Source organism: Chitinimonas sp. BJYL2, assembly GCF_027257935.1.
Taxonomy (GTDB): domain Bacteria; phylum Pseudomonadota; class Gammaproteobacteria; order Burkholderiales; family Chitinimonadaceae; genus Chitinimonas.
The window spans coordinates 84,630-111,360 of record NZ_JANZKW010000001.1; the positions used below are offsets into that span (position 1 = coordinate 84,630).

Sequence of the window (26,731 nt, forward strand, 5' to 3'; positions counted from 1 at the left end):
TGGGCCGCCCGCATTGCCGGTGCGCAGGCCAAGGAATTCATCCCCTTGAAACTCGTTCCCCAAGGAGCCCCGGCATGAACGCGCCCGTCACCGCTCAACACTGGTTCCCACTCTGCCAGGTCGACGATATCCCGCGCCTAGGCAGCCGCGTGGTTGAACGCGAAGCCGGCAATATCGCCGTGTTCCGCACCGCCACCGACACGGTCTTCGCTCTGCTGGACCGCTGCCCGCACAAGGCCGGGCCGTTATCGCAGGGGATCGTGCATGGCGAAACCGTTACCTGCCCGCTGCATAGCTGGAACATTGATCTGACTTCGGGCGAAGCGAAAGCACCCGATGTGGGCTGCGCCCGGCGCTTTCCGGTCAAGGTCGAAGGCGGGGCGGTGTTTTTGGGGCTGGTGGACTGATTTAGCAGAACGGCAGGGGTAAGCCATGGAACAACCCAACCATTACGTAGGGTGCAATAAGCGCAGCGCATTGCACCAGACTCCCCTCGCCGCAAATCCATACGGTGCAATGCGCTGCGCTTATTGCACCCTACGTATCGCATCCAGACCGTGAGGCCCGCACCATGACCACCCTCACCAAATCCACCTGCTGCTACTGCGGCGTAGGTTGCGGCGTCATCATCGAAAGCGACCAGGGCCGCATCACCGGCGTACGAGGCGATCCCGACCACCCGGCCAACTACGGCCGCCTGTGCACCAAGGGCCTCAATCTCGCCAACAGCGCCGCCAGTCATACCGGCCGCGCGCTGTACCCCGAGCTGCGCACCCAGCGCGACCAAGCCCGCCAGCGCACCGACTGGGACACCGCACTCGACACCGCCGCCGACCGCTTCGCCGCCATCATCCGCGAGCACGGTCCCGATGCGGTGGCCTTTTACGTATCCGGCCAGCTGTTGACCGAGGACTACTACGTCTTCAACAAGCTCGCCAAGGGCCTGATCGGCACCAACAATATCGATACCAACTCACGCCTGTGCATGAGCAGCGCCGTGGCGGCCTACAAGCAATCGCTCGGTGCCGATGGCCCGCCCACCTGCTACGAAGACCTGGAGCTGGCCGATTGTGTGCTGCTGGTTGGCAGCAATATGGCCTACGCCCACCCGGTGCTGTTCCGCCGGCTCGAAGCCGCCAAGCTGGAACGCGGTGCCAAGTGGATCGTGGTCGATCCACGCCGTACCGATACGGCCGCCATGGCCGATCTGCACCTGCAAATCCAGCCCGGCACCGATGTGGCGCTGTTCAACGGCATGCTGCACCACCTGATCTGGGAAGGGCTGATCGATACCGATTACATCGCCGCCCATACCGAAGGCTTTGCCGAACTCAAGCAACTGGTGCGCGATTACACGCCGCGCATGGCTGCCGAGCTGTGCGGCATTCCCGAAGCGCAGCTGATTGCCGCTGCCGAGCTGTTCGGCCGCAGCGCGGCGTCCTTGTCGTTGTACTGCATGGGCCTGAATCAGTCCGCACACGGCACGCACAAGAATCTGGCGCTGATCAATCTGCATCTGGCCACACGCCAGATCGGCCGCCCCGGTGCCGGCCCGTTCAGCCTGACCGGCCAGCCCAATGCCATGGGCGGCCGTGAGGTTGGCGGCATGGCCACCATGCTGGCCGCGCACCGCGATATAGCCAATGCCGCGCACCGCGATGAAATCGCCCAGCTCTGGGGTATTCCCAGCGTCAGCGAGCGCCCCGGCCTGCCAGCCGTGGCCATGTTCGATGCGCTCAAAAACGGCCGGATCAAAGCCATCTGGATTGCCTGTACGAATCCGGCCCACTCGATGCCCGACCTGCCCGCCGTGCGCGCCGCGCTGGAAACCGCCGAGTTCGTGGTGGTGCAAGAAGCCTTCGCCAACACCGATACGGTGGCCTATGCCGACCTGCTGCTGCCGGCCACCAGCTGGGGCGAAAAGGACGGCACCGTCACCAACTCCGAACGCCGCATCTCGCGCGTGCGGCCAGCCGTGGTGGGGCCCGGCGAAACACGTAACGACTGGCTCATCGCCAACGATTTCGCCCAGCGCCTACAAGCCCGCCTCGCGCCCGCACAAGCTGCACTGTTCGCCTTTGACACGCCTGAGCAGGTGTTCAACGAACACCGCCTGCTCACCGAAGGCCGTGATCTCGATATCGGCGGGCTCAGCTACACCATGCTGGAACAAAGCGGCCCGCAGCAATGGCCGCTGCCGACCACGGCCGATACCGGTCAGGCACGCCGTTACACCGATGGCACCTTCGCCACGCTGAACGGCCGCGCCCGCTTCATCGTCACGCCGTTCAAGCCGGTGGCCGAAGCCACCAATGCGCGTTACCCCTTCCACCTGCTCACGGGCCGCTTGCGCGACCAGTGGCACGGCATGAGCCGCACCGGTCGCGTGCCGGCGCTGTGGTCACACAGCCCCGAACCCAGCCTGACCATGCACCCCAAGGATGCCGAGCGCCGTGGCTTCAAGGCCGGCGATCTGGTCGAAATCGCTAGCAAGCGCGGCAAGCTAGTGCTGCCGCTAGCCATCGGCGACGACGTGCCCAGCGGCAGCGTGTTCGCCGCCATGCACTGGAACGGCCAGACGCTGAACAGCACCGGCATCAACGAGACTTTGGCCGGCGTGGTCGACCCGTCCTCCTTCCAGCCCGAACTCAAGCACGCCGCCGTGCGCGTGGTGGCAACTGAGCTGCCCTGGCGCGCGGTGATCGCCTGCTGCAGCGACGATGTGCTGTCGCTCAAGGACCAGCTCCAGCCCCTGCTGGCCGAATGCGCCTACGCCTCGCTGACGCTGGCCGGCAACGACGTAGTCCTGCTGCGCGCCGCCGCCCCGGCCGCGATGGACGACTGGCTGAACCGTATCTTCGCCCTGCTGGCCCTGCACCCCGGCCCCGACGTACTCGAATACCGCGATGCACGCCGTGGCGTGGTCAAGCGCGTGGGCTGGGCCGGCGAGCAGTTCAGCGGCTTTGTGTTTGCCGGCGACACGCAAGGCGCAGAAACCCTGCTGGCCCACCTGTCCGACCGCCAAGCCTGGTCATCACCCCGGCTGGCCGTGTTCTCCCCCCGCCTCGCCAACGCCGCACCGCGCGACAAGGTGGTCTGCAACTGCAAACAGGTACGCGCCTCGCAAATCGAAGGCCTGATCAAGACCGGCGCAGAGCTGGAAGAACTGAAATCCACGCTGGGCTGCGGCACGGTGTGCGGTTCGTGCGTGCCGGAATTGCGGCGGATGTGTGTGGTGGGGGTGGTAGCGTGAGTGCCCATCTCGGCATCGCCGCATTTAGCCCCTCTCCCACGCGTGGGAGAGGGGTTGGGGTGAGGGCTGCATCCACTTGCACCGAACGTTCAGCTATCCACTACAGGTTCAGCGGCTGCGCCGCGAAATGCGCTGCGCGCTTTGGGAGCGAGAGTGCGTCTCGCACCCGCCTCACTTTCTTTGCTTCGCCAAAGAAAGTAAGCAAAGAAAGGCGACCCGACGAAGCCGCCCTGCTACGCAGGGTTCCTTGCGCTCCTCAACCGGCGTGGCCGGCGCAGAACTCGCCTTGCCTGCGGCAAGACTCAGACATGCTGCGCCGGACTGCCCCACGCCGGTCTGCGGTGCTCAGCGCGCTTCGACGGGACCTAGGTGGTTTGCCACCGTTTGCGCACTTGGTTTCTTGCTCCTTGTATTCCACCGTTGCCCCTCACCCAACCCTCTCCCGGTGGGAGAGGGCTCAAATCACCAAGCCCGCGAGGACCGCGTCATGACCACGCCCCCTACCGTCACCCTGCTCGGCGCCGGCCCCGGTGATCTCGACCTGCTCACACTCAAGGCCGTCAAAGCCCTCGCCAAGGCCGAAATCCTGCTGCTGGATGACCTCGCCAATCCCGACATCATCGAACTCGCCCCCAACGCCCGTGTCATCAAGGTCGGCAAACGTGGCGGCTGCAAATCCACGCCGCAGGATTTCATCCAGCGGCTCATGCGCCGCTATGCGCTGCAGGGCAAGCACGTGGTCCGCGTCAAAGGGGGTGAAGTGCTGCTGTTTGGCCGAGCCGGTGAGGAGATCCGTTTTCTGCAAGTGGCGGGTATAGCAGTCGAGATCATCAACGGCATCAGCTCGGGCCTCGCAGCCGCGGCCAGCCTGGGCATCTCGCTGACGCACCGCGATCACTGCCAAGGCGTGACCTTTGTCACCGCGCATGACCGCGACGATGGCGAGCCTGACTGGGCGACACTGGCCGCTACCGGCACCACTCTGGTCATCTACATGGGTATGAGCCGTATCGACTCGCTGTGCGCCGGTCTGCAGCGCCATCTGCCGGCCAGCACGCCTGCGGCCGTGGTGCAGTGGGCCAGCACCACGCGCGAGAAACGTCTCGTCAGCCGCATCGACAGTCTGGCCAGCGATGCCCGCAATGCCGGCATGGGCAGCCCTGCGATCATACTGATCGGCAATGCCATCGGCGAAGCGGATCGGCAACGCAGCACACAGGAAGCCGAGGCATGGGCAGCCTGAACCGCTCCCTGCCAGACGCCGTCATCCTGTGCGGCGGCCAAGGCAGCCGCATGGGTGGTGCCGACAAAGGGCTGGTCGACTACCAAGGCCAGCCGCTGTACCAGCACTTGCAAGCACAGCTGCCGGCGCAGGCTTTCGGGCAGGTCTGGCTGTCTGCCAATCGCCATCATCGCCAATACGCGTGTAGCGGATTGCCGGTGCTGGCCGACCAACGTACAGGCTACCCCGGCCCACTCGCCGGTATCGAGGCCGCGCTGCTGGCCAGCCAGGCCGACTGGCTGCTGGTGGTGCCCTGCGACACGCCGGCACTCCCGCCCGATTTGCTGGTCAGACTATGGGCCGCGCGCCAGCAAGCGCCGATTGTCCGCGCACTGGCGGCGGGGCGGGTGCAGCCACTACACTGCTTGCTGAACCGTAGCGTGATGCCGGCGCTGCAACAGGCACTCGATGCCGGCCAGCAGGCAGTGATGCGCTGGCAGAACGACGTCGGCGTGGCCGATGTCTGTTTTGATGCCGCAATCCCTAACCTGAACACGCTCAACGCCCTGAACCACGAGACTTGCCTTGTTTGAGTCGCCCGCCCCAATGCCGCCAAGCGTCGCTGCCACGCCATCGCACGATCAGCCCCTGATCGATCGCTTCGGCCGCCGCATCGACTACCTGCGCCTGTCGGTCACCGACCGCTGCGATCTGCGCTGCAGTTACTGCCTGCCGCGCGGCTTCGATGGATACGCCGAACCCGAGCACTGGCTGACCTTTGACGAGATCGAACGCGTGGTCGGCCTGTTTGCGAAACTGGGCGTCCGCCGTGTGCGACTCACCGGCGGCGAACCACTGCTGCGTCGCAACCTGCCCCTGCTCGCCGGCCGCCTCGCCGCCCTGCCCGGCCTGACAGATCTATCGCTCTCCACCAATGCTACCCAACTGGCCCGTCATGCAGACGCCCTGCATGCCGCGGGTGTGCGTCGCCTCAATATCAGCCTCGACAGCCTCAAGCGTGATTGCGTTACCCAGCTGAGCGGCCGCGACAGCCTGCCCGCCGTGCTAGACGGCCTTGCCGCTGCCGATGCCGCCGGCTTTGCGCCGATCAAGCTCAATATGGTGGCACTCAAAGGCGTGAACGAGGACGAGATCGACGCCATGGCCGCCTTCTGCATTGAACGCGGCTATATTCTGCGCCTGATCGAAACCATGCCCATGGGCGATACTGGTCGCAACGCGCAGTATCTCGATCTGGGCCCTGTGCGCGAGCAACTGGTGCAACGCTTCGGTCTGGTGCCACAGGCACAGGAGCTCGGTGGCGGCCCGGCACGCTACTGGCAGACGGCAGATGGTCGAGGCCAGATCGGCTTCATCACCCCCATCAGTCAGCATTTCTGCGCCAGCTGCAACCGCGTGCGCCTGTCAGTCGAAGGCACCCTCTACCTGTGTCTGGGTAATGAAGACAAACTCGAACTGCGCCCGCTGCTGCGTGGCGGCGCGAGCGATGCCGACTTGATTGCCGCACTGCGCGGGGCCATTGAACTCAAGCCCGAGCGCCATGAGTTTGTGACACAACCCGGCAAGGTCGTCCGCTTCATGTCGATGACAGGCGGCTGAGCGCACGGCACCGTTGCCACGCGCCAAGCAACAGCTGGGTCATACAACCGCTTTTCACACTCCCACCACCATGTTCGAGACCTCGCTCAACAGCAGCAGCGACCCCGTTGCCGATAAGGTCAGCTGGGAACCCGCCCGCGGCGGCGGCGCCAACTTCCGTACCCAAAAGCTGGTGCGGCAAGGCCAGCAGGCCGTCATCTCTCCCTCGCTGGGTGGCAAAGCCTTTGCGCTGGCCTTCCTGCTGCCGGGCCTTGGCGTGCTGTTCGGTCTGGCCCCCTGGCTACTGCTCAAGGGAGAGTACTTCCCGGGTGCTTTTCTGGTGGTGTGGGGCCTGGGCTTTGCCGGTGGTGGCTGGCTGATCCTGCATACCACCACCCGCACCACCTTCGACAAGCAGCGCGGCATGTACTTCATGGGCAAGGCACCCCAAGCCGGCGGCAGCCGGGTGGCGGGCAAGCAGGGTTTGTTGATGGATATTCATGCCTTGCAGTGCTTAAGCGAGCGCATCACTGGCAACAAAGGTGGCAGCTATCGCAGCTACGAACTCAATCTGGTCTTTCACGATGGCACCCGGCTCAACGTGATGGACCACGGCGCCAAAATGGTGGTGGAACTGGCTGCCGAGGAGCTGAGCCAGTTCCTGAATGTGCCGGTCTGGCACGCGCGGGATCGTGCCTCAGTCTAACGCCGCAATCTTGCGCAATGCCTGCTCGAAAGCCTCGACCGGCTGGCCGCCCTGAATCAGGTACTGCTCGTTCACAATCACCGCCGGCACCGAGTTGATGCCATTGCGCAGGAAAAACTGCTCCTGCGCGCGCACCGCATCGGCATAGTCATCCGACGCCAAAATCTCCCGCGCCCGTTCCGGGTTCAGGCCCACTTCGTCGGCCACGCGCAGCAATACATCGTGATTGGCCGGGCTTTCGCCATCGGTGAAATAAGCGGTGAACAGCGCGCGCTTGAGCGGCAACTGCAAGCCTTCTTCGGCCGCCCAATGCAGCAGGCGGTGGGCATCAAACGTGTTGTAGATACGATCGCGCTTGCCCGGCGTGAAGGTGAAGCCCAGCTCGGCACCTCGCTGGCGGATCATCTCGCGTGTTTGCGCCAGTTGCTCGGGGCTGGCGCCGTATTTGCGGCTCAGGTGTTCGGTGATGTCTTCGCCTTCGGGCGCCATATCGGGGTTCAGCTCGAAGGGCTGGAACTCGATGGCAACCTGGGCTTCATCGCCAATATTGGCGATGGCTTGCTCCAGGGCGCTCAGGCCGATGGCGCACCAAGGGCAGGACACATCAGAAACAAAGTCGATACGGATCAGTGCAGGCATGAAGATACTCCCTGGCCGACATAGGCGACGGCCTCTTGGCTTTCAGTTGGGCATATCCTGTCAGACTTCAAGGTCCATGTTCCCTATACTCGAAGGAGTCCAGTCCTGCACCGAAGCCATGCGCCTGCGTTCCCGTCATCTTTTCTGCCTGACCACGCTGCTGCCGCTGCTAGCCACCGCGGCGGACACGCTCACGGTCGCGATGAGCGACTCATGGGGCATGCCACTGGCCGGTTATCAACATACACCGCAAGGCATGGTGATTGATCGCGGCATCATGCACGACTGGTATGCGGCGTTGGGCAAGGTACTCGGCCGCGATATCCGGCTGACAGTGGTGCCGCCGCAGCGGGTCAGCCTGATGACCAGGCAGGCGCAGATCGATCTACGCTGTTTCGGCTCCCCGCAATGGGATGCCAATATCATCAAGCAGCAATTCCAGTGGTCACCGCATGTGCTGCTTAGTGTGGAGGAGCGGCTGGTCAGTACGCCAGGCAAACCGCTTGTTACTGATATCTCGCAATTGCAGAAATTGCGCATTGGCACCGTAAGCGGCTATCGCTATCCACTGCTGGAGCCTCTGTTCGAGGTCGGTACGCTGATACGTGACAATGCGCCCGGTGAGCACCAGCTACTGGAAAAACAGCTGGTTGGCCGTACCGACTACAGCGTGATCCGGTTGATGACCCTGCACTACCTGCAAAAGCAGAATACGCGCTGGCAGGCGCTGCGCCCGTCGCCACTGCGTATATCGCAGACCGATCTCTACTGCGCTGTCCACAAGCGCGCCAGCCTGACGCTCGACGCCCTGAATCAGGCCATGCAGACACTGGAAAAGCAGCAAGTCATGGCCACCATCCTGCGCCGCCACACAGGCCGGTAAACCAAAGCGGTTGCGGAATGCAGCCGCTGAAACTACGACGCAAGCTTCCCTTACACTGGCACCCAAACCGATAAACCGGCCGGCACGACCGCGCCCGTACCCTCCCCGGAGTGCCCATGTATTTCCACAAGATCGAAACCCCGCGCAACTTCCGCTTCGATACACAAGCAGCCGCGCTGACCGTGCACGACTGCGGCAGCAATGTGTTCCGCGTACAGGCGCAGAGCCAGCGCTGGCCACAGGGTAGCCAGAGTATCGCCACCCTGACTGCCGATGAGTTCGCGGGTCAGCCCTCCAGCGCCGCGCTGAATCTGGGCGCGGGCGGCGAGCTGCTGTTGAGCTTGAACGGCCATCCTGTACTGCAATCGGCCAGCGGCCGCGGCTTTGGTGTGTGCGGCAAGAAGTGGCTGTGGGCCCTGCCCTACGACGAAGGCCACCGCTTTTACGGCATGGGCGAAAAGAACCTCGGTTTCGAACTCTCGCAAAAGCGCACCCGCTTCTGGAACACCGATGTGTTCGGCGATTTCTACTGGGACAAGATCCGCGACAGCAGCACCGATCCCATGTACGCGAGCTTCCCGGTACTGATCATCAAAACCGCCAAGGCCTGGGTCGGCATCGTCATCGACAACCCGTTTGGCGTGTTCATGAACACGGGTGCCGGCGAGGCCATCTTCCAGCCCGGCGCCGGCCCCTTCATCCCCGAGCTGTTTTTCGGCTCCACCGATGGCGCGCCCGATGTGTGGATCATGGTCGATGAACGCCCCGATGCGCTGGTGCGCAAGCTGCAGGCACTGCAGGGCCGCACGCCGCTGCCCCCGCTGTGGGCACTGGGTCACCAGCAGTGCCGCTGGGGTTATAAATCGTTCGATGACCTGACGCGCATTGCCGACGGCTACAGCCAGCACCAGATTCCCAACGACGGCATCTGGCTCGATATCGATTACATGGATGGCTATCGGGTCTTCACGGTCGATCCGCAGCATTTCAGCGCACCGGCCGAGCAAGTCGCGGCCATTACCGCGCGCGGCCACCGTGTGGTACCGATTCTCGACCCCGGCCTGCGCCAGGACCCGGCATACCGGCCCTATGCTGAGGCGCAAACGCGCCAGATCCTGTGCCGGACCATCGAGGGCACCGAATACGTGGGCTATGTGTGGCCCGGCTACACGGTCTTCCCCGATTACTCCCTGAGTGAAGGCCGCGCGTTCTGGAAGGAACAAGTCGAAGCCTTTACCAGCCTGGGCTTTGGCGGCTACTGGATCGACATGAACGACCCGTCAACCGGCTCGGCCAATCTCGACGACATGCGCTTTGGCCGCGGCGAGCAACCGCACGAGAGCTTCCACAACCAGTACGCTCTCGGCATGGCCATCGCTACACGCGAAGGCCTGCTGGCCGCAAGGCCCGATGAGCGCCCCTTCATCATCTCGCGCAGCGGCTTTCTGTCGCAGGCGCGGCATTCGGCGCTGTGGACCGGCGACAATATGTCGAACGAACACCATATGAAGGGCAGCATCGCGCTATCGCTGAACCTGTCGGTATCGGGCCTGCCGTTCAACGGTCCCGATGTACCCGGCTTTGCGCTCGACGCCAGCAACGAGCTGATGCGCGCCTGGTACAAGCTGGGCTTTCTGTTCCCCTTCCTGCGCAATCACAAGATCAGCGGTGCGATGGATCAGGAACCGTGGACGCGCGACGCCGCCACCTTGAACGTGGTGCGCGATTACATCCGCCTGCGCTACACGCTGCTGCCCTATCTGTACCAGAGCTTCATCGCTCAGGCCGAACACGGCGAGCCCATGCTGCGGCCGCTGTGGTACCACGACCCGGATGGCGGTTTTGATTACTGCGACGACCAGTTCTTTGTCGGCCCCGCCGTGCTGCAAGCGCCGTTCGTATCACTGGCCGCCACCGAACGCACGGTGCAACTGCCGCGCCATGCCACCGGCACACGCTGGTACGCAGTGCAAAGCGGCGACTTCCACAGCGCTGGGGCCGAGTTGAAGGTTCAGCACGACGAGGCCAGCACGCCCATCTATCTGGCCAGCCCTTCGGCCATTGCGCTGCAACCGGGCCTGCGCACCAGCAACCAGACCGATCTGCTTACCGTCGATGTGCTGCTGACCATTGAACCCGGCCAGCAAGTCGAAGCGACTTACCACGCGGACGACGGCATCAGCTTTGGCTGGCAGCGCGGCGAGCGCAGCACGCTGGTGGTGAAGGCAGACTGGTCGGCTAGCGGGCTCAACATCTCGGTGCAGCAAAGCGCCGATGGCTATGGTGTGATCAAGGCGCGCGTGCTGATCCTGTCGCCGCAGGCACCGGCCGACGTGCAGCTCAACGGACAGCCAAGTACGCCCGCTAATGCAACCCTCCCGTTCGCGGGCCGCGAGCTGACTGTTCTGCTACTTGCCTGACCGTAGGGTGCAATCAGGCCTCAAGGCCGCATTGCACCTTACGGGGTTCGGCTTTTGGTGTTTGGAACCCTCTCCCACTGGGAGAGGGCTAAGCCTTGCTCGCTCCCGCTTTGCATGATGCTTGCCGGGGATAACAAGTATCTACGTAACAATGCTTCTCGAACCCATGAGGATTTACCCATGCGCTTCGCCCCTTTGCTCGCCCTGTTTACCTTGCTGCCCGCCTTGGCCGCCAGCCCCGAACCCGCTCCCGCACCCACCGGCAAACTCGAACTGATCGAGAAGTTCGCCTCGCCCCAACTGGGCAACACACGCACGCTGCGGCTCTATCTGCCACCGGGCTACGCCACCAACCCCGAGCGCCGTTACCCGGTGCTCTACATGCACGACGGCCAGAACCTCTACGACCCCAAGCTCTCGTACAGCGGCGTGCCCTGGGGCGTGGATAAAACCATCGATACGCTGATCCACAAGGGCGAAATGCAGCCCGTGATCGTCGTGGGCATCGACAACACACCCGAGCGTATGGCCGAGTACTCGCCCGATGCCGACCCGCAGCACAAAGGCGGCAAGGGCGATGCCTATGCCGACTTTGTCATCAAGACCATCAAGCCCTATATCGACAGCCACTACCGCACGCTGCCCGACAAGGCCAACACGGTCGTCATGGGTTCATCCATGGGTGGCCTCGTATCGTTCCATATCGCCATGCGCTACCCCGACGTGGTGGGCTCGGCAGCATCGCTGTCGGGTTCGTTCTGGTGGAATGGCGGCGCGATGATCAAGGCGGTGCAGGCGCGTAAAACCCGCTGGCCCGTGCGTTTGTATCTGGATGCCGGCACCGGCAACGATGGCCTGCTGGATTCCGCGCGCATGCTCAGTGCACTGGTGCGCGCCGGTTACGAATTGGGCGATGATCTGCACTATGTCGCCGTGCCGGGGGCCGATCACCACGAGCGCGCCTGGGCTGCCCGGCTGGCCGAGCCCCTGAGCTGGCTGTTCCCGCCACCCACCCGGCCCGCAAGGCCTTGAAACAGGCCGTCACGAATCTTTTACCCAGCGCCGGGTCAAGCACACAATGCCCACCCGATCCACCCGCTACCCACAAGGAAGCCGCCTGATGCTCTATCGCAAAGCCCTGCTCGCCCCTGCCATGATCAGCTTGCTCTGCCTGCCCGCACTGGCGGGCGAGGGTTCGGTGGGCATTTCGGTATCGGTGAGTGTGGACGGCATTTTCAGCCCCACGCTCAAGGCGGCCACCATCAAGGAAGTCAAACCCGGCTCGCCGGCCGAGGATGCCGGGGTGAAGGCCGGTGACCTGATCCGCAAGATCGACGACTGCGCCATCCCCGGTTGCCCCGGCAGCCGTGCCAAGACGCTGATGGACAAGGCACCCGGCGAGATCCTGCGGCTTACGCTGGAGCGCGCCGACAAGCGCGTTGAAGAAGTCAGCATCAAGGTAGGCCGCAAGCCCGGCGCGTAAGCCGGTATTTCAGCGATCCCACAGCCGGGAAAACATGCATGACGCTCAAGCTCGCCACCTGGTGGCTGCGCCCGCTATTACATTGAGCTGCATGTTCCCGCCGCGCGACACTCGCTCAATACAGCCGTGAGCGCGCTGGCTGGATAGTGGTCGCAGTGCTAGCTTGGCCGGGGTCGACCTCAGCAAGGAACCCTATGGCTTGGCTGCATTTGTTCATCGCTATTGTGGCGGAAGTGATCGCCACCACCGCACTGAAAGCCTCTGATGGCTTCAGCCGGCTGGTGCCATCGACTATCGTGGTACTCGGCTATTGCATCGCTTTCTATTTTCTTTCGCTGACTTTGCGTACCTTACCCATCGGTGTGGCCTATGCCGTGTGGTCGGGTGTGGGCATTGTCCTGGTATCGGTGGCGGCCTTCGTGCTGTACCAGCAAAAGCTGGATCTGGCGGCGGTGATCGGTATCGCGCTCATCCTGGCCGGCGTACTGGTGTTGAACCTGTTTTCCCGTGCAACAGCACACTGAACCTCGCCACAAGAACCTGCCCGCAAGCTGATCCAGCGCAACGCGGCTGTTGCGATTCTGCGGTCTGCTTGTGTCTGTAACACCGGCCCCAAGGACAACCCGTGAAACGAACGCTTTTGTACTGGCTGATACCCGCGACGGTTGTACTGGCCGTCGGCGCTTTCTGGTTGAGCAGACCCGGCAGCGTGGCCGTTGTCAGCCCCACCGTCGGTGAGGCAATCGAGGCCATCTACGCCAGCGGCCAGATCGAACCCGGCGTGCAATTGCCGATTGCCCCACGCAATGCGGGCTATGTAGCCGCCGTGTTGGCGCGCGAGGGCGATGCCGTCAAACGTGGTCAGGTATTGATTCGTTTGCAGGATGATGACTTGGCCAATGGTGAAGCCGAACTCGCCGCCCGCGCCGATCTGGCCCGCCGCCAATGGCTGCGTGCGCAGGATTTGCGCAAGCAGGGTTTTGTGTCGCAGGCCGAACTTGATCGCAGCCGCAGCGAACAGGACGCCGCCCAGGCCGCCCTGGCCCGCAGCCAGAGCCAGCGCCGCTTCCTGCAACTAACTGCCCCCGCCGACGGGCTGATCCTCAAGCGGGATGTGGAGGTGGGGCAGTTCGTCAACGTGGGGCAGCCGCTGCTGTACCTGTCGTGCTGCGCGCCTTTGCGCGTATCGGCCGAAGTGGATGAAGAAGACATCAGCCGCGTGCAGATCGGCCAGCCGGTCTTGCTGCGCGCCGATGCGCTGGGCGATGCGGTCATCCAGGCCGAAGTGGCCGAGATCACCCCCAAGGGCGATCCGGTGAGCCGCAGCTACCGCGTGCGCATGAAAATCGCCGAGCCTGATCGCTTTCGCGTGGGCATGACGGTGGATGCCAACATCGTGCTCGCGCGCCGCCAGCAAGCCCTGCTGCTGCCACGCACCGCCGTGAGCGATCAGCAGGTTTGGCGGGTGCAAGATGGCAAGTTGCTGCGCAGCAAGGTAGTCACCGGTGCCACAACGGCCGACAAGATCGAAATCCGCAGCGGCATCGGCGCGCAGGATCAGATCGTGGTCAAACCGCTCGATACCTTCAAACCCGGCCAGCGCGTGCGCACCACCCCCGCAGCATGATCGCCGCCGGCATCGCCTTTACCCACCTGACCAGCCGCAAGCGCCAGACCGCGGTTTCGTTGATCGGCGTGATTCTGGGCGTGGCGTTCTTTCTGGCCGTGTCGGCGCTGATGCGCGGCTCGGAAATGGACTTCATCCGCCGTCTCATCGACAACAGCCCGCATATCACGGTATCCGACGAATACCGCAGTGCTCGCCCGCAGCCCGCGCAATTGCACTGGCCCAAGGCACTGGTCGAGATACGCGGCCTCAAGCCACAGACCGAGACCCGTGGCATTCGCGGCTGGCGCGCCAAGCTGGCGCAGATTGAAGCCGTAGGCGGCTTGCGGGTCGCCCCCGTGCTCACCGGATCGGCCGTGCTGGTGTTTGCCGGCCAGCAGCAGGGGGTAAGCCTTTCGGGCATCGTGCCGGCGCAGATGCGCGGCGTGAGTACGATTGAAGACAAGCTCGTCGAAGGCCGGCTGGATCAGCTATCGGCCAATACCAACGGCGTGATCATCGGCGCGGGGCTGGCCGACAAATTCAAGCTGCGCATAGGCAGCACGCTGAGCGTGATTGCCGCGGGCGGGGTGAACCGCACGCTCACGGTAGTGGGCATTTTCCGCACCGGCAACGCCAATTACGACGAGAGCCAGACCTATGTGCTGCTCAAACGCGCGCAACTGCTGCTGGACCGGCCAGACCGCGTGAACCGCTTCATCATCAAGCTTGACGACGCCAACGCCGCCCGCGCCACCGCCAGCCGTATCGAAGCGCAGATCGGCTACAAATCGGTGAGCTGGGCCGAGGCATCGGAAGACATCCTCAACGTGCTGTTCGTGCGTAACGTGATCATGTATTCGGTGGTCTCGGCCATCCTTATCGTCGCCTCTTTCGGCATCTACAACACCATCTCCACCATCGTGATGGAGAAGACGCGCGATATTGCCATCCTCAAATCCATGGGCTTTCTGGCTGGTGATATCAAACGCATCTTCCTGCTCGAAGGCTTGATCGTCGGCGCCATCGGCAGCGTGCTGGGTTTGCTGTGCGGGCTGGGTCTGATGCAATTGCTCGCCAGCATCCGCATCCGCCCACCGGGCGGCAGCGAGATGGTGAACCTGCCGATCTGGTGGGGCAGCGAGCAGTTTCTGATGGCCGCCGGTTTTGCATTGGCATCGTGCCTGCTGGCCGCCTGGCTGCCTGCGCGCAAAGCCGGCAACCTGCATCCGGTCGATATCTTGCGGGGTGCGACATGAGCACCGTGCTGCGCGCCCGCGAGCTGGTGCGCATCCTCCCTGGCGAGGTGCCGACCACCTTGGTCAACGGTATTGATCTGAGCATCGAAGCCGGTGAATTCGTCTGCATCATGGGCCCGTCAGGCTCGGGCAAGTCATCCCTGCTCTACTTGCTGGGCCTGCTCGATATCCCCACCAGCGGCACGGTGGAACTCGACGGCATCGATACACGCGGCTTCAGCGACGACCAGCTCACCGCCACACGTCTGGCCAAGCTGGGCTTTGTGTTCCAGTTCCACTTCCTGCTGGCGGAATTCACCGTGCTGGATAACGTGCTGCTGCCCATGCGCCGCTTGGGCAAGCTGAGCGACGCTGCCGCTCAGGCACGCGGCATGCAGCTGCTGGACCGCTTGGGTGTGGCCGAACACGCCCACAAACTGCCCAGCCAGCTATCAGGCGGCCAACGCCAGCGCATCGCCATTGCCCGCGCACTCGCCAACGACCCGCTGGTACTGCTGGCCGACGAACCCACGGGCAATCTGGATACGGTATCCAGCGCCAACGTCCGCCAGATTCTCCATGACCTCACGCGCGAGATGGGCAAGTCTGTCGTTGCGGTGACCCACGATCCACGCTTTGCCGCCCTGGCAGACAGGCGTATCAATGTGGTGGATGGCAGACTGGACCCGGATTGGCAGCCGGTTTAAATGAGGACATCGGTGGTGTGTTGATGCCGCAATGCGGCCTTGGGCCTTATGACACCCTACGCAGGTTGACCTGCCAGCGCAGGCAGGGCTGCCGCCAGTACCGGGCTGATATCGATGCCATTGGTGGCGTGGGCAACCGTATTGCAAGTCACCACCCGTGCCGGGCCGGCAGCCATGAGCACGTCGAGTGCATCACCCACCAGTAACGCATGCACCGCCACGCAGACCGGTGGCGGCATGCCGGTCTCCCGCAGCTGGCCTACCACTACGGCCATGGTGCGTGCGGTGGAGAGGATGTCATCCAGTATCACCGGGGTGTGGTCACGATATTGCGCGAGTTCGGGAGGTGTAATGACCACGGATTTATCGCCGTGGCGCTCCTTGCGCAGCACGGTGAACGGCGCGCCGATCTGTGCGGCCACAGCGGCGATCCATTGCTCGCTCTCGCTGTCGGGGCCGATCAGTACGGGTTTAACTACCTCGCGGCGCAGCCAGTCGGCCATCGCACTCATAGCGCTCACATGCACGGCCTGGTTGCGATAGATCTCGCTCAAGCTGGCGTAGCGGTGCAGATGCGGGTCTACCGTGAGCAAGAAATCAAACCGGGTGGACATCACATCCGCAAACGTGCGCGAGGTAATCGCCTCGCCGGGGTGAAAACGCGTGTCTTGCCGCATATAGCCCAGATAAGGGGCCAGCAGCCCTATCCGGCGCACACCGGTATCGCGCAGCGCATCGGCTGCAAACAGCAGCGCCCACGCTTTCTGATCGGGCTGATCCAGACCGGCGACCAGCACCACGCATGCCCCCGCCAAGTCCGGCGGTACGCTGACCAGGGTTTCGCCATCCGGGAAATGGTGCACGGTCAATCGGGCGTTGGGCCAGCCTAGCTGCGCGGACAGTGCCTCGGTCAGGGATTCATAACCGGGGTAGGCCAGGAGCACGGCGGCAGCGTCAGTCATTATCGAGTCCGATCACTTGCTCATGCTCGGCCGCATAGTGCGCCGCATAACGCAGCTCACCGGGCGCTTCGGCATGAAGGGTATAGAGGGGTTGGCCGGCAAGCACGGTATCGCCCAGCTTCACATGCAGATCCACACCTGCCGAACAGGCTTGGGGGGCGCCGGCCAGCTTGGCAATCTGGGCGAGGATGCGGTTGTCGATCTCGCGCACACGGCCTGCACGGCTGGCGCAAACGATCTCGGTGAGTGGCGCCTTGGGCAGGGTACGCAAGCCCCCCTGCGCTGCACAGATGCGCAGGAACTGCTGCCAGGCGGCACCGCTATCGAGCAGGGCGCTGGCCTGCGTCTTGCCGTTTCCGGCTGAGGCCACCTCACCCATTTCGAGCAGCAAGCCGGCGAGCAGCAAGGCGCGGTCGCGTAGATCCTGCGGGGCGTGGGCATCGCACTGCAATACCTGCACCAGATCGCGGGCTTCGAGCGCCGGGCCAATGCCGCGCCCTACGGGTTGGGTGCCATCGGTGATCACGGTCTGTACCTGCAGGCCCAGTGCATCGCCCACGGCTCGCAGGCGGCGCGACAAGCGCTCGGCGGTGTGGACATTACGCACCTTGGCCGTGGGGCCAACCGGCAGATCAATCAGCACCCGCTCCGAACCCGCCGCGAGCTTCTTGGAAAGGATGGAAGCCACCAGCTGGCCATCGCTGTCGAGATTAAGGGGCCGCTCGATACGGATCAGGATGTCATCAGCCGGGCTCAGGCGCATGCCGCCGCCCCAGACGATGCAGCCACCCGTTTCATCGACCACGCGGCGGATATCGACCGGGCTCAGATCCACCGGCGCCAGGGTTTCCATGGTGTCGGCGGTGCCGGCAGGCGAGGTGATCGCCCGCGAGGAAGTCTTGGGCATGGTGAGCCCGGCGGCGGTGACGATGGCGACCACGATGGGGGTGGTCCGGTTACCGGGCAAGCCGCCCACGCAGTGTTTATCGACCACCGGGCTGCGCGACCACTGCAAGCGTTCGCCCGCATTCACCATGGCTCGGGTAAGCGCGATGGTTTCGTCCAGATCCAGCCTGTCGCCCGCGCAGGCCGTCACAAAAGCAGCGAGGTGCAGATCGGAGAGGCGGCCGGCAACCGTGTCAGCGATGATATCGCCGAGCTGCGCATCGGTAAGGCGCTCGCCGAATATCTTGCCGCGCAGATGATGCTCGGAAAGCAGCACCGGCATATGCGAGAAATGCAGTGTCTCGCCCGCCAGTACACCCAGTGCATGCTGGGCCGAGACGCTGAGCGAAGCTTCATCGATCCCCAGCAGATCCGAGTTCACCGTGTTGAGCGTGGCGATCAGCGAGCGGCCGTTGCTGGCTACCAGCACACGCGTCTGTGCGGCAAAGCCCTCGGCGCGGCAGATATGGCAGCCGGCACTCATGTAGACCACATGGTCGTGCGCTGTATCAATGCCCAGCGGCTTGAACCGCAGCGTGGCGCGTTGCGGGTTCATGCACGAGGCCTGTTCGCACCCGCTTCATGGGGCGCACCATCGAGCCGCACGCGATCCAGGTAATCCGGCACGCTGACCGACCAACCCAGCTCGGTGGCGATGCGCCTGCGCAGGGTGTCGGCAGCATCCGGCTCGCCATGGATCACAAAGGTCTGCTTGGGCGGCTGGCTGAAACCGCGTAGCCAGGTCAGGATTTCATCGGCATCGGCGTGCGCTGAGAAGTTGGGGATGTTCTCGACGTGGGCACGGATCGGCACCTCTTCGCCAAACATGCGGACGGTGCGCGCCCCCCCCAGTATCGCCGCACCGCGTGTGCCGCCGGCCTGGTAACCCGTGAACAGGATGGTGTTGCGCGGATCGGGCGCAAACGCACGCAGGTGATGCAGCACGCGCCCGCCCGTGGCCATGCCGCTGGCCGAGAGGATGATCATCGGCCCGGCGTGCTCGTTGAGCGCCATCGATTCCTCGGGCGACTGCACCGCCACCGCCATCTTGCACATGGCCGCGCACTGGTCATGGTTGAGCCGGTGTTCGCCCTGGTGGCGGACGAATATCTCGGTGGCATCAATCGCCATCGGGCTGTTGAGGTAAGTCGGCACATGGGGAATCTCGCCCGAGCGGCGCAGCGCTTCCAGATGGTGCATCAGCACCTGCGCACGCCCCACCGCAAAGGTCGGGATCACCAGCACCCCACCCCGCGCCACGGTAGATCGAACGATCTCGCCCAGGCGCACGCGCGGGTCATCCTGCCCGTGCTGGCGATTGCCATAGGTGGATTCAATCAGCAGCCAGTCGGCATGCTGCACGCTGGCCGGCGGACGCATGACCGGATCATGCAGCCGGCCCAGATCGCCCGAGAACACCAGATGCTGACCCGCCGCCTCAATCTCCACCACGGCGGAACCCAGAATGTGCCCCGCGGGCCGGAAGCGCAGCTGGATATCGCCATCAAGGGTCACCGTCTTGTCGAAAGGATGAGTAACCAGCGCCGGCAGACAGCCGCGGGCGTCCTGTTCGGTGTACAGCGGCAAGGCCGGATCATGGCGCGAGGAATGGCGCAGATTTGCCCAACGGGCCTCCTCTTCCAGCAGGTGGCCGCTATCGGGCAGCAGAATGCCGCACAAATCCGCAGTGGCATGGGTGCAGTGCACGCGCCCCTTGAAGCCGTTGCGTACCAGCAGCGGCAGATAGCCACTGTGGTCCAGATGCGCGTGGGTCAGGATCACGGCGTCGATGCTGTCTGGTGCCACCGGCAAATCCGCCCAGTTGCGCACCCGTAGCGTTTTGTACCCCTGGAAGAGTCCGCAGTCGATCAGCAGCCGCTTGCCCGCAATCTCCAGCAGGTATTTGGACCCGGTCACCGTACCGGTGGCACCAAGAAACTGTAGGAATGCATGCATGAGACGGACTCCATCGAAAAGGATGCCCAAGGGCAGCAGACCATCGGCCCACCCACCCAGTGTAGCGACCGTGAGAGCTTATGCCCGAACCCCGCCCGCAGCTTTGAGGCAGCGCAAGCCCGCGCGCCGGGTCAGTCGCCGCCCAGACCGTTCTCCACTGCATAAATGGCAACCTGCACGCGGCAGGAAATTCGGCGCTTGTAGAGTCTCAGGCTGTCAATTGTGCGCTCGGCGGCGGGGAGAAGCATTCGCTGGAGGCATGCTCCCGATTGGTCATACGCAGGCCTAATCGCCATTCGTCGCTTTACAAGGCAATTCTGATATACAAATGTACAATACAAAACGAAACTAAACAAAAGGAAACGGCGATGACACAGACCAGTTCGATGCGTATCGGTAATCGACTCCTGCTGGGCTTTGGCTTGGTGCTCTCCCTGCTGGTGGTCATCACCATCATCGCGATCTACAAGGTCAACTACATCAACGATGTGCTTCGCGAGGTGGCCGAGGTCAATGCGGTGAAACAGCGCTACGCCATCAACTTCCGTGGCAGCGTGCACGACCGGGCGATTGCCGTGCGGGATGTGGTGCTGGTGGGCAGCGATGCCGAACTCAACACCACCCTCACCACCATCGACAAACTGGCCGCGTTCTATGCGGAATCGGAAACCGCGCTGGAAAAGATGATCGCCAACGGCCAGATCACGCCCGAGGAACAAACGATCATCGATGGCATCAAGGACATTCAGGCGCGCACCCTGCCCCTCGTCAAACAGATCATCGATCTGCGCCGTGCCGGTGATGCAGCGGGCGCACAAGCCCTGCTGCTCAAGGACGCCAGCCCGGCGTTCGTGGAATGGCTCAAGCGTATCAACCAGCTGATCGATCATGAAGAAGCCAAGAACCAGACGGCAACGCCGCAAGTACGCAGCGTAGCCAGCAGCTTTCAGGAACTGATGATCGGGCTGTGTGTTGCCGCCATTGCGATCGGTACCACCCTGGCCATCCTGATCACTCGCCACCTGACCCGCGCACTGGGCGGCGAGCCTGCGGATGCCGCCCGCATCATCAGCCGTATCGCCACCGGCGACCTGACCGGCCAGATCAAGCCCTCCCATCCGGACAGCATGCTCGCGGCGGTGGCGCAGATGCAGGACAAGCTGAGGCTGATTGTCAGCGATATCGTCAAAGCCGCCGATGAAGTGGGTAGCGGCGCCGGTAACGTGGCCCAAGCCTCGCAACTGGCCCGCAACGCCGCCGAGACGCAGGCCAACTCATCGTCGGAAACGGCGGCCCGCATTGGTGAAATGACGGTCAGCGTCAACGATATCTCGCAGATTGCCCGTCAGACCGAGGACAACTCGGCCAAAACCGCGACGCTATCGGAAACGGGCAGCGAGGCGGTCCGTACTGCCACACTGGAAATCGAACGGATTGCCGAAACCGTGCAGTCATCGTCACAGCAAATCCGCCTGCTACAGCAACGATCCCAAGAGATTGGCGGCATTGCCGGCGTGATCAAGGAAATTGCCGACCAGACCAACCTGCTCGCACTCAACGCAGCCATTGAAGCCGCCCGTGCCGGCGAAACCGGACGCGGCTTTGCCGTGGTGGCTGACGAAGTACGCAAGCTGGCCGAGCGTACCGGCACGGCCACCGCCGAAATCGCCAAGATGATCAGCCTGATCCAGAGCGAGACCCAGCAAGCCGTGGCCGCCATGGATGCGGCAGTACCGCAAGTGAAGAACGGCCTGGAACTGGCCAATGAAGCGTCCACTGTCCTGCGCGACATTCATCACCAGGCACTGGATTCGCTGGCCAAGGTGCGGGATGTGGTACAGGCCACGGCGCAGCAGGTGAACACCATTTCCGGCATTACCCGAAATGTGGAACAGATCGCGGAAATCTCGGGGCAGACCAACGAAGCGATGCGGCACAACGCCGAACAAGGCGTGATGCTGGAGCATGTTTCCGGCTCGCTACGCAAACAGATCAGCTACTTCCGCATCCAGTAAACCGCCGCGCGCCAAGCCCTGCCACGTTAAGCGCCGGCAGGGCTTGGCGCGATGGCGTTCAACGTACTGGTACATACGCTGCGCGAACAGACCCGTTCGTGCCAGTACATCGACTATTCCCCACCTTGCAATGCTGGCCAACGCAAAGCAGGTGGCCGGCCCAGGACGAGCCGCGCTACGCCATCTACCCGCCGGATAAGCGCGAAGCTCAAGCACCTGTACCAAGACCAATGCAGTCAAGGCGCTGACTACAAGGATCGCTAACGGCCCTGAAAGATCATGTCACCCTGAAGGCAATTGCGACACCCAGCGCCCAAGCACATCCGGCAACACTGCGCTTGCTCACCGCCACTTGGCTTCGATTTCCTTGTACTTGCCGTTCTTCATGATGGTTTCCAGCCCTTGGCTGAACCTGGCAGCAAACTTGGCGCCATCGGGGTTGGCCTTGGTGAAGGCAATGTAAAGCTCTGGCTCTGCCGTCATCCCCACCGCTTTGAACTTGCCCGCAAACTCTGCCTTGTTCTTCTCGAAGATGCTGTTGGCTACCTTTTCATAGGCCACCGCATACTGGACCCGCCCTGCCGCCAGCTTGCGAAAGCCAAGCACATCCTGATTATTCACACTGCGCTTGATTCTGGGGTTGGTGTCAAAGGCCTCTCCATACTCATAGCCATTGGTCACCGCCACATCCTTGCCTTCCAGATCCTTCACGCCCAGATCGGACTGCGGCGAGTTGGCCTGTGCATAGATGCTGATCTTGGCCTTGAACAGCGCCGGCTTGTGCCAGACATAATCCTGCTCCAGCGCACTGTTGCGCGCCGCATCGAAGCACCCTGCTACCTGCCCCGCCTTGGCCTGCGCCATGCAGCGCGCATAAGGCATCACCTCCAGCTTGAGATTGACCCCGGCCGCCTTGAAGGCCTCGCGCACGATATCCACCGCCATGCCTTTTGCCTCATTGCCCACCTTGGCGCAGTAGGGATACCAGTCATCCTCCGCGGCAATGGTCACCGTATCGGCCAGTGCAGGCGTTGCCAGCATTGCCACCAACAACAAACCGTGTCTCATGATTTACCCCATATGGATGATATGAGTACCACTCATCCCATAGAGATAGACCATGACAGCCGGCGATCGAACGTTATCCGGATAGGCGGTCATGGAACACATGCAAGAGGAAAATCGGGAGATATCAGCCGCCGCCGGGGCACGGCAAGCGGGGCGACGGAGGTCATCTTGATCGCTGCTCACGCACGAGCGACTAAGCTGTAGGCAATGGCAGAGCACACCGGCAGGCCCGACCAGAACCCATGGACGACGCAAGCGGCAGGCTGCAGCAAGGTGGCGCCCGTCCAGGGCGCCAAAAGCAAACAAGGGCTCACGCGTTAACGTAAGCCCTTGCTTTTGATTGTGGTGCCCAGGGTCGGACTCGAACCGACACGCCTTGCAGCGGGGGATTTTGAGTCCCCTGCGTCTACCATTTCGCCACCTGGGCAGGTGAGGGGCGCGATTATCGCCGCGTCACGGCCTGCGGTCAATCTGCCTTGAGTTCCAGTGCCCTTTCATACAGCGCATTGCGGTTGCCGCCGCTGATTTCGGCAGCCAGCTTTACGGCCTGTTTGGTGGGGAGTTCGCGCAGTAGCGGGATCAGCAGATGATCGTGCGCGTTGCTCGCATCGTCGGCTTTGGCGGGGGCGGATTCGATCAGGACCACCAGTTCGCCACGCTGCTGATTGGCGTCGGCGGCTACCCAGGCTGCCAGTTCGCTCAAGGGGGCGCGGCGGATGGTTTCGAAGGTTTTGGTCAGCTCGCGGCAGACCACGCCGATGCGGTCGGCGCCGAATACCTCGGCCATATCGACCAAACTATCGGCAATGCGGTGAGGTGCTTCAAAGAAGGCAACGGTGTGCGGCAAGTTGGCCAGCGCGGCAAGCTCCTTCTTTCGCGCGCCCGATTTGGGTTCGAGAAAGCCGTAAAACTGGAAGCGCGGCGATTGCATGCCGGCACCGGCCAAAGCCGCCAGCAGCGCAGATGCGCCGGGGATGGGGATGACCTTGAAGCCTGCGGCATGCACGGCTTCAACCAGGCGCGCGCCGGGATCGCTGACGGCGGGGGTGCCGGCGTCGGATACCTGGGCGATGGTTTCGCCGGCTTGCAGGCGTTCGATCAGCTTGGCGGCGGCTTCGCGTTCGTTATGCTCGCGCAGCGAGATCATCCGCGTGGTGATGCCGAAGTGCTTGAGCAACTGGCCGGTCACGCGCGTGTCTTCGGCGGCGATCAGGTCGCAGGCGGCCAGCACGGCGCGGGCGCGCGGTGTGAAATCCTGCAAATTCCCGATGGGCGTAGCCACCACATATAATGCCGGACGCTCAACTGCATAAGGCTCGTCATGCACGACGTCTTTACCTCTCACTGGTTGCCGCGATTTGCGGCGGCGCTACTCTACCTTGGCACCGTGGTGCCTGCCAGCGCCGAGGATACGCCTGCGCCGCCTGCGGAGGACGAATCCGGCCCGCATATTGCGCTGATCCTGCCCACCAAGTCCAAGGGATTGGCCGGTGCGGCCGAGGTGGTTCAGGCCGGGGTGCTGGCCGCGCAGCTCAAGCTCGGCGACGAGAGCGTGCCCAAGATTCGCCTATACCCCACAGGTGACCGCGATGAAGAAGCGCTGATGGCCTACCGTCAGGCGGCGGTGCGGGGCGCGGTGGGCGTGATCGGTCCGCTTACGCGCGGTGCCATCGGCAAGCTCGCCGGCTTTGGCAAGCTCGATATCCCGGTGCTGGCGCTCAATAGCCTGGAGTCTGCCAAGCCGCCTACCAATCTGTTCGTGCTGGGCCTGTCGGTGGAAACCGAAGCCCGCCAGATTGCACGCCAGATGAAGCGCGATGGCATCAAGCAACCCTTGGTGCTCGAAGCCGAGGGCGCGCTGCATCAGCGCATGCGCGATGCGTTTGTGGCCGAGTGGAAAACCTTGGGAGGCACGCCGCCCCAGCAGCTCGCCCTGCCCGCTGATCCGAACGCGCTGTGGAAACTGCGCGATGCCGTCAACGCCCAGACGGCCGATGCCCTGTTTCTGGCGGCTGATCTCAAACGCGCACGCATGGCGCGGCCGTTTCTGAGCGCCGACCGTCCCCAATACGCCACCTCGCAGGTCTGGGGCGGCAAGTTCGGCAAGACCAGCGGCGCCAATATCGACATGCTGGGCGTGAAGTTTGTGGACATGCCCTGGCTGCTGGAGCCGCATCATCCCGATATCGCCGCATTCAAGCGCTCGGAGCGCCCGCTCTCGGCCGAGCTTGAGCGTCTCTATGCCTTGGGGATTGATGCCTACCGGCTGACCATGCTGCTGCTCGTCTCGGCACCCGGCGCAACGATCGAAGTACAGGGCGTGACCGGCACGCTCAAGCTGGCGGAAGGTCGCCAGTTCAGCCGTGAATTGATGGCCGGCATCGTGGGGGGCCAACCCAGCATTGCCGCCCCCAAACCCGAAGTGAGCGATCCCGCGCCTGCCGAGGCAACGGCCGAGAGCGCTACCCAGTAATGTCAATCAGCAAGGGGGCGGCGGCTGAAAGCCTGGCAGCAGATTTCCTCGCTGCCCAGGGTTTGCGCCTGCTGGGTCGTAACTGGCGTTGCCGCCAGGGCGAGCTGGACCTGATTGCCGACGACCGTGGCACCTTGGTGTTTGTGGAAGTCCGCAGCCGCAAGGGCGGCCGATTTGGCGATGCAGCAGACAGCATCACCGCCAGCAAGCAGGCCAAGCTCGTTGCCGCCGCCCAGCACTACCTCGCCACCCTGTCCCGCGTGCCGCCCTGCCGCTTCGATGCCGTGCTGCTCGATGGCGATGCGGCGCCGCGCTGGCTGCGCAACATTATCGAACTCTGAATGGAACTCCCTGCCTCATGGACCTTATAGACCGCGTCAACCGCCAGTTTCTCGAATGCCTCACGGTGATGGAAGACGCCCGCGAGCTGCTGGCTGCGCCCACTGCTGTGGCGGCGGAGCGCATGGTGGCGGCGCTGATGAGTGATCGCAAGATTCTCGCCTGCGGTAATGGTGGTTCGGCCGCCGATGCACAGCGCTTTGCCGCCGAAATGGTCGGCCGCTTCGAAAAGGAACGCCCAGGCCTTGCGGCGATCTCACTCACCACCGATACCTCGGCCATCACCGCCATTGCCAACGATTACGACTACGACATGGTGTTTTCCAAGCAGATACGCGCACTGGGCCAGCCCGGCGATGTGCTGCTGGCAATTTCCACCTCGGGGAACTCCGTCAACGTGATCGAGGCCGTACACGCAGCGCATGAGCGGCAGATGACCGTGGTCGCCCTCACGGGCTTCGAGGGCGGCAAGCTGACCGAGCTGATGACCGGCGACGATATCCAGCTCAACGTGCCTGCCAGCCGTACCGCGCGCATCCAGGAAGTGCATACCCTTTTGATCCACGGCATCTGCGATGCCATCGACTGTATTTTGCTAGACGGAGAGTGACCCTCATGACCCAACGCCTGTCCGCCCTGTTGATTGCCCTGCTGGCCACCACCCAGCTCACCGCCTGCTTCCCGCTGCTGGTTGCCGGTGCCACAACCGGTGTGGTGGTATCGCAGGATCGCCGCAGCTCATCCGTGGTGGTCAACGACGAGCAGATCGAAATGCGCGTCGCCAAGAACCTGGGCGCCCGTTTCGGCTCGCTGACCCACGCCAACATCACCAGCTACAACCGCGCCGTACTGCTCAGTGGCGAAGTGCCTGATGAAGCCACCCGTACCGAGGCCGGCCGCATTGCGCGCGAAACGCAGGATGTGAAACAGGTCCACAACGAACTCGTCATCGCCCCGCCATCGGGCATCTCCGGCCGCGCCAGCGATACCAGCCTGACCACCCGTGTCAAAGCCCGCATGATCGACGCCAACAAGTTCTCGCCCGTGCACGTCAAGGTCGTGAGCGAGCGCAAGCTGGTGTACCTGATGGGTCTGGTGAAACAGCAGGAAGGCCGCGATGCGGCGCAGATTGCCGCGCAGACACCGGGTGTAGAGAAGGTGGTAACGCTGTTTGAGTATCTGGACTAAAGCCTGCCGGGGCTAAAGGTCCATCGCTA

Annotated in this window: 25 protein-coding genes, 1 tRNA gene and 1 pseudogene; 20 read left to right on the plus strand and 7 right to left on the minus strand. The window is 63.3% G+C overall.

Annotated features, from left to right (window positions below; all coding sequences use genetic code 11):
* Window positions 1-74: 74 nt before the first annotated feature.
* The 6 genes from nirD to O9X62_RS00420 all read left to right on the plus strand — a co-directional run bounded on the left by nirD (window position 75) and on the right by O9X62_RS00420 (window position 6,780).
* Complete coding sequence (nirD, locus tag O9X62_RS00395) at window positions 75-407, plus strand: nitrite reductase small subunit NirD (RefSeq protein WP_269530794.1); 333 nt, start codon at window positions 75-77, stop codon at window positions 405-407.
* Between the two features lie 164 nt (window positions 408-571).
* Window positions 572-3,253, plus strand: coding sequence for a nitrate reductase (locus O9X62_RS00400; protein WP_269530795.1), 2,682 nt, complete (start codon window positions 572-574; stop codon window positions 3,251-3,253).
* A gap of 487 nt (window positions 3,254-3,740) precedes the next feature.
* Window positions 3,741-4,496 (plus strand): uroporphyrinogen-III C-methyltransferase, encoded by a 756-nt coding sequence (gene cobA / locus O9X62_RS00405; protein WP_269530796.1) that lies wholly within the window; start codon window positions 3,741-3,743, stop codon window positions 4,494-4,496.
* Entirely contained in the window at window positions 4,484-5,068 is a 585-nt protein-coding gene (mobA, locus tag O9X62_RS00410) for a molybdenum cofactor guanylyltransferase MobA (RefSeq protein WP_269530797.1), read from the plus strand. Before cobA ends, mobA begins: the two co-directional genes overlap by 13 nt.
* Window positions 5,069-5,081: 13 nt before the next feature.
* Window positions 5,082-6,095: a GTP 3',8-cyclase MoaA gene (gene moaA / locus O9X62_RS00415; RefSeq protein ID WP_269531826.1), complete on the plus strand. Its 1,014-nt coding sequence runs from the start codon at window positions 5,082-5,084 to the stop codon at window positions 6,093-6,095.
* 70 nt (window positions 6,096-6,165) lie between these two features.
* The gene (locus O9X62_RS00420) at window positions 6,166-6,780 is read left to right on the plus strand and encodes a hypothetical protein (RefSeq protein ID WP_269530798.1); all 615 of its coding nucleotides are present in this window, start codon (window positions 6,166-6,168) and stop codon (window positions 6,778-6,780) included.
* Here O9X62_RS00420 and O9X62_RS00425 read toward each other — a convergent pair.
* Window positions 6,772-7,419: a DsbA family oxidoreductase gene (locus O9X62_RS00425; RefSeq protein WP_269530799.1), complete on the minus strand. Its 648-nt coding sequence runs from the start codon at window positions 7,417-7,419 to the stop codon at window positions 6,772-6,774. The two genes, O9X62_RS00420 and O9X62_RS00425, sit on opposite strands and share 9 nt — an antisense overlap.
* A 118-nt stretch (window positions 7,420-7,537) precedes the next feature.
* Here O9X62_RS00425 and O9X62_RS00430 point away from each other — a divergent pair, with 118 nt between their 5' ends.
* From O9X62_RS00430 to O9X62_RS00465, 9 genes and pseudogenes are all read left to right on the plus strand, one after another.
* Window positions 7,538-8,302, plus strand: a complete 765-nt coding sequence (locus O9X62_RS00430; protein ID WP_269530800.1) for an ABC transporter substrate-binding protein — start codon at window positions 7,538-7,540, stop codon at window positions 8,300-8,302.
* Window positions 8,303-8,418: 116 nt separating this feature from the next.
* Window positions 8,419-10,722: a glycoside hydrolase family 31 protein gene (locus O9X62_RS00435; protein WP_269530801.1), complete on the plus strand. Its 2,304-nt coding sequence runs from the start codon at window positions 8,419-8,421 to the stop codon at window positions 10,720-10,722.
* A gap of 180 nt (window positions 10,723-10,902) precedes the next feature.
* On the plus strand, window positions 10,903-11,754 hold the full coding sequence (locus O9X62_RS00440) for an alpha/beta hydrolase (RefSeq protein ID WP_269530802.1): 852 nt from the start codon (window positions 10,903-10,905) through the stop codon (window positions 11,752-11,754).
* A gap of 88 nt (window positions 11,755-11,842) precedes the next feature.
* On the plus strand, window positions 11,843-12,205 hold the full coding sequence (locus tag O9X62_RS00445; protein ID WP_269530804.1) for a PDZ domain-containing protein: 363 nt from the start codon (window positions 11,843-11,845) through the stop codon (window positions 12,203-12,205).
* 194 nt (window positions 12,206-12,399) lie between these two features.
* Window positions 12,400-12,729, plus strand: a complete 330-nt coding sequence (locus O9X62_RS00450) for a multidrug efflux SMR transporter (RefSeq protein WP_269530805.1) — start codon at window positions 12,400-12,402, stop codon at window positions 12,727-12,729.
* A gap of 101 nt (window positions 12,730-12,830) precedes the next feature.
* The gene (locus tag O9X62_RS00455; protein ID WP_269530806.1) at window positions 12,831-13,832 is read left to right on the plus strand and encodes an efflux RND transporter periplasmic adaptor subunit; all 1,002 of its coding nucleotides are present in this window, start codon (window positions 12,831-12,833) and stop codon (window positions 13,830-13,832) included.
* Window positions 13,829-14,575 (plus strand): annotated as a pseudogene (locus O9X62_RS16005) (ABC transporter permease); the annotation flags it as partial. The gene O9X62_RS00455 and the pseudogene O9X62_RS16005, both read left to right, overlap by 4 nt.
* Before the next feature lie 90 nt (window positions 14,576-14,665).
* Window positions 14,666-15,070: an ABC transporter permease gene (locus O9X62_RS16010; protein ID WP_374708381.1), complete on the plus strand. Its 405-nt coding sequence runs from the start codon at window positions 14,666-14,668 to the stop codon at window positions 15,068-15,070.
* Entirely contained in the window at window positions 15,067-15,756 is a 690-nt protein-coding gene (locus O9X62_RS00465) for an ABC transporter ATP-binding protein (protein ID WP_269530808.1), read from the plus strand. Before O9X62_RS16010 ends, O9X62_RS00465 begins: the two co-directional genes overlap by 4 nt.
* Before the next feature lie 56 nt (window positions 15,757-15,812).
* Here O9X62_RS00465 and O9X62_RS00470 read toward each other — a convergent pair whose 3' ends face one another.
* The 3 genes from O9X62_RS00470 to O9X62_RS00480 are packed head-to-tail and all read right to left on the minus strand — an operon-like array spanning window position 15,813 to window position 19,619.
* Entirely contained in the window at window positions 15,813-16,718 is a 906-nt protein-coding gene (locus O9X62_RS00470; RefSeq protein ID WP_269530809.1) for a ribose-phosphate pyrophosphokinase, read from the minus strand.
* Complete coding sequence (locus O9X62_RS00475) at window positions 16,711-18,219, minus strand: thymidine phosphorylase family protein (RefSeq protein WP_269530810.1); 1,509 nt, start codon at window positions 18,217-18,219, stop codon at window positions 16,711-16,713. Before O9X62_RS00475 ends, O9X62_RS00470 begins: the two co-directional genes overlap by 8 nt.
* Window positions 18,216-19,619, minus strand: coding sequence for an MBL fold metallo-hydrolase RNA specificity domain-containing protein (locus O9X62_RS00480; RefSeq protein WP_269530811.1), 1,404 nt, complete (start codon window positions 19,617-19,619; stop codon window positions 18,216-18,218). Before O9X62_RS00480 ends, O9X62_RS00475 begins: the two co-directional genes overlap by 4 nt.
* Before the next feature lie 368 nt (window positions 19,620-19,987).
* Here O9X62_RS00480 and O9X62_RS00485 point away from each other — a divergent pair, with 368 nt between their 5' ends.
* Window positions 19,988-21,634, plus strand: coding sequence for a methyl-accepting chemotaxis protein (locus tag O9X62_RS00485; protein ID WP_269530812.1), 1,647 nt, complete (start codon window positions 19,988-19,990; stop codon window positions 21,632-21,634).
* A gap of 342 nt (window positions 21,635-21,976) precedes the next feature.
* Here the strand turns inward: O9X62_RS00485 and O9X62_RS00490 are convergent, their stop codons facing one another.
* The 3 genes from O9X62_RS00490 to rsmI form a co-directional block, all read right to left on the minus strand.
* On the minus strand, window positions 21,977-22,702 hold the full coding sequence (locus O9X62_RS00490; RefSeq protein WP_269530813.1) for an ABC transporter substrate-binding protein: 726 nt from the start codon (window positions 22,700-22,702) through the stop codon (window positions 21,977-21,979).
* 343 nt (window positions 22,703-23,045) lie between these two features.
* Window positions 23,046-23,129, minus strand: a tRNA-Leu gene (locus tag O9X62_RS00495).
* A 39-nt stretch (window positions 23,130-23,168) separates the two neighbouring features.
* Window positions 23,169-24,029, minus strand: coding sequence for a 16S rRNA (cytidine(1402)-2'-O)-methyltransferase (rsmI, locus tag O9X62_RS00500; RefSeq protein WP_269530814.1), 861 nt, complete (start codon window positions 24,027-24,029; stop codon window positions 23,169-23,171).
* Here rsmI and O9X62_RS00505 point away from each other — a divergent pair.
* The 4 genes from O9X62_RS00505 to O9X62_RS00520 are packed head-to-tail and all read left to right on the plus strand — an operon-like array spanning window position 24,024 to window position 26,702.
* Window positions 24,024-25,175, plus strand: a complete 1,152-nt coding sequence (locus O9X62_RS00505; RefSeq protein WP_269530815.1) for a penicillin-binding protein activator — start codon at window positions 24,024-24,026, stop codon at window positions 25,173-25,175. The genes rsmI and O9X62_RS00505 overlap by 6 nt on opposite strands.
* Entirely contained in the window at window positions 25,175-25,516 is a 342-nt protein-coding gene (locus tag O9X62_RS00510; RefSeq protein ID WP_269530816.1) for a YraN family protein, read from the plus strand. Before O9X62_RS00505 ends, O9X62_RS00510 begins: the two co-directional genes overlap by 1 nt.
* A gap of 17 nt (window positions 25,517-25,533) precedes the next feature.
* On the plus strand, window positions 25,534-26,124 hold the full coding sequence (locus tag O9X62_RS00515; RefSeq protein WP_269530817.1) for a phosphoheptose isomerase: 591 nt from the start codon (window positions 25,534-25,536) through the stop codon (window positions 26,122-26,124).
* Between the two features lie 5 nt (window positions 26,125-26,129).
* On the plus strand, window positions 26,130-26,702 hold the full coding sequence (locus tag O9X62_RS00520) for a BON domain-containing protein (protein WP_269530818.1): 573 nt from the start codon (window positions 26,130-26,132) through the stop codon (window positions 26,700-26,702).
* Window positions 26,703-26,731: the final 29 nt, after the last annotated feature.

Excerpts from the sequence above, each read along its gene's own strand:
- nirD (WP_269530794.1), top strand. The coding sequence starts at position 75 with ATGAACGCGCCCGTCACCGCTCAACACTGGTTCCCACTCTGCCAGGTC.
- O9X62_RS00400 (WP_269530795.1), top strand. The coding sequence starts at position 572 with ATGACCACCCTCACCAAATCCACCTGCTGCTACTGCGGCGTAGGTTGC.
- cobA (WP_269530796.1), top strand. The coding sequence starts at position 3,741 with ATGACCACGCCCCCTACCGTCACCCTGCTCGGCGCCGGCCCCGGTGAT.
- mobA (WP_269530797.1), top strand. The coding sequence starts at position 4,484 with ATGGGCAGCCTGAACCGCTCCCTGCCAGACGCCGTCATCCTGTGCGGC.
- moaA (WP_269531826.1), top strand. The coding sequence starts at position 5,082 with ATGCCGCCAAGCGTCGCTGCCACGCCATCGCACGATCAGCCCCTGATC.
- O9X62_RS00420 (WP_269530798.1), top strand. The coding sequence starts at position 6,166 with ATGTTCGAGACCTCGCTCAACAGCAGCAGCGACCCCGTTGCCGATAAG.
- O9X62_RS00425 (WP_269530799.1), bottom strand. The coding sequence starts at position 7,419 with ATGCCTGCACTGATCCGTATCGACTTTGTTTCTGATGTGTCCTGCCCT.
- O9X62_RS00430 (WP_269530800.1), top strand. The coding sequence starts at position 7,538 with ATGCGCCTGCGTTCCCGTCATCTTTTCTGCCTGACCACGCTGCTGCCG.
- O9X62_RS00435 (WP_269530801.1), top strand. The coding sequence starts at position 8,419 with ATGTATTTCCACAAGATCGAAACCCCGCGCAACTTCCGCTTCGATACA.
- O9X62_RS00440 (WP_269530802.1), top strand. The coding sequence starts at position 10,903 with ATGCGCTTCGCCCCTTTGCTCGCCCTGTTTACCTTGCTGCCCGCCTTG.
- O9X62_RS00445 (WP_269530804.1), top strand. The coding sequence starts at position 11,843 with ATGCTCTATCGCAAAGCCCTGCTCGCCCCTGCCATGATCAGCTTGCTC.
- O9X62_RS00450 (WP_269530805.1), top strand. The coding sequence starts at position 12,400 with ATGGCTTGGCTGCATTTGTTCATCGCTATTGTGGCGGAAGTGATCGCC.
- O9X62_RS16010 (WP_374708381.1), top strand. The coding sequence starts at position 14,666 with ATGTATTCGGTGGTCTCGGCCATCCTTATCGTCGCCTCTTTCGGCATC.
- O9X62_RS00465 (WP_269530808.1), top strand. The coding sequence starts at position 15,067 with ATGAGCACCGTGCTGCGCGCCCGCGAGCTGGTGCGCATCCTCCCTGGC.
- O9X62_RS00470 (WP_269530809.1), bottom strand. The coding sequence starts at position 16,718 with ATGACTGACGCTGCCGCCGTGCTCCTGGCCTACCCCGGTTATGAATCC.
- O9X62_RS00475 (WP_269530810.1), bottom strand. The coding sequence starts at position 18,219 with ATGAACCCGCAACGCGCCACGCTGCGGTTCAAGCCGCTGGGCATTGAT.
- O9X62_RS00480 (WP_269530811.1), bottom strand. The coding sequence starts at position 19,619 with ATGCATGCATTCCTACAGTTTCTTGGTGCCACCGGTACGGTGACCGGG.
- O9X62_RS00485 (WP_269530812.1), top strand. The coding sequence starts at position 19,988 with ATGACACAGACCAGTTCGATGCGTATCGGTAATCGACTCCTGCTGGGC.
- O9X62_RS00490 (WP_269530813.1), bottom strand. The coding sequence starts at position 22,702 with ATGAGACACGGTTTGTTGTTGGTGGCAATGCTGGCAACGCCTGCACTG.
- O9X62_RS00505 (WP_269530815.1), top strand. The coding sequence starts at position 24,024 with ATGCACGACGTCTTTACCTCTCACTGGTTGCCGCGATTTGCGGCGGCG.
- O9X62_RS00510 (WP_269530816.1), top strand. The coding sequence starts at position 25,175 with ATGTCAATCAGCAAGGGGGCGGCGGCTGAAAGCCTGGCAGCAGATTTC.
- O9X62_RS00515 (WP_269530817.1), top strand. The coding sequence starts at position 25,534 with ATGGACCTTATAGACCGCGTCAACCGCCAGTTTCTCGAATGCCTCACG.
- O9X62_RS00520 (WP_269530818.1), top strand. The coding sequence starts at position 26,130 with ATGACCCAACGCCTGTCCGCCCTGTTGATTGCCCTGCTGGCCACCACC.